We start from the raw sequence: 1,244 nt of genomic DNA, 5'->3' as shown, positions 1-1,244 counted from the left end.
TAAATATACTCAAAAAAGCTACGATAGGGCATATCGGAAGCTGGTCGTTAGACCTAAACGCTTGGGGAGATTTAAGCTCTATTTTGGTTGGTAGAAATACCTGCTAAGACAACTTGAGTCAGTGAACCAAGAATCCCTCGCTTTTAGCGATGGGAGTGTCAATCCCAAATGCTTATCAAAACATCGTCCCTTAGTAGCGAGGACTACATTCAGCTAAATTTTAACTATGGACAATTCAACGGATTTTAACTCCTTACGGGGATTAAGTGTTTTTTTGCTAGGAATGATGGGATCTGGCAAATCCACCCTGGGAGAGTTGCTTTCCCGACGGTTACAATATCGTTTTTTTGATACAGATATATTAATAGAAAGGGTCGCGGGAAAGAAAATCAGGGAAATTTTTGCCGACGAGGGAGAAGCGACTTTTCGGGAGTTAGAAACCCAAGTTTTAGCCGAATTATCCTCTCTGACTAAAACTGTGATTGCCACCGGGGGAGGGATGGTTTTAAAACCGATGAATTGGAGTTATCTTCGTCACGGTTTAATGATTTGGTTAGATGTTCCCCTAGAAATCTTGGTTAAACGTTTAAAAAAAGATACCTCTCGTCCCTTGCTTCAGTCCACTGATTTAGAAAGTAAACTGGAATTATTATTAGAACAAAGACGAGGACTTTATGCAGAAGCAGATCTTCGGATTGTTGTTTCTGACCTAGATACACCTACTGATATCGTTGAGAAAATTTTAACAGCAATACCGACGGTGATTAAAGATTTTCATCCAGAAAGGGATCATAACTAATGATAGCAGCTTCAATTTTTGATTTACCTGAACTAATTCCTGACCGAGAAATTCTGGAAATTTTGGCCCAAAGTCAGGCTATTCGTCTGGAAAGAATTATTTCCACCGGTCAAACCACTCCCCGGGGTCAATGGTACGATCAATCTGAGTTTGAATGGGTGATTTTATTACAGGGATTCGCTGAGATTAGTTATGAGGATGGCAGCCAAGTTAATCTGCAAGCAGGGGATTATCTGCTGATTCCTCCTCACCAAAAACATCGCGTCGAATTTACTAGCAATAATCCCCCTTGTATTTGGTTAGCTATCCATTATCGCTAGTAAGTAGGTAGGTGTTAAAAGTTGTCAGACACCCCCCTTATCAAGGTAGGGTTGATTCATGAATCAACCCTACTATGAATCAACCCTACTATGAATCAACCCTAGTATTAAGGAGAGATCGAAGC

General features: G+C 40.5%; 2 protein-coding genes. Both read left to right on the top strand.

Annotated elements, in window-relative coordinates:
• Positions 1-226 precede the first annotated feature (226 nt).
• On the top strand, positions 227-799 hold the full coding sequence (locus tag PX636_RS21830) for a shikimate kinase (protein WP_288118861.1): 573 nt from the start codon (positions 227-229) through the stop codon (positions 797-799).
• Positions 799-1,119 carry a cupin domain-containing protein gene (locus tag PX636_RS21825; protein WP_004266823.1) on the top strand — a complete coding sequence of 107 codons (321 nt, stop codon included), beginning with the start codon at positions 799-801 and terminating at the stop codon, positions 1,117-1,119. Before PX636_RS21830 ends, PX636_RS21825 begins: the two co-directional genes overlap by 1 nt.
• Positions 1,120-1,244: the final 125 nt, after the last annotated feature.

Origin of the sequence: Microcystis sp. M53598_WE2, assembly GCF_030067735.1 — a bacterium.
Taxonomy (GTDB): domain Bacteria; phylum Cyanobacteriota; class Cyanobacteriia; order Cyanobacteriales; family Microcystaceae; genus Microcystis; species Microcystis aeruginosa.
The sequence above is the reverse complement of the archived record's forward strand: the minus strand, read 5'-3'. Positions and strand labels throughout refer to the sequence as shown.

Bases quoted from the DNA above. Each gene is read 5' to 3' on its own strand.
- PX636_RS21830 (WP_288118861.1), top strand. From the start codon at position 227: ATGGACAATTCAACGGATTTTAACTCCTTACGGGGATTAAGTGTTTTT.
- PX636_RS21825 (WP_004266823.1), top strand. From the start codon at position 799: ATGATAGCAGCTTCAATTTTTGATTTACCTGAACTAATTCCTGACCGA.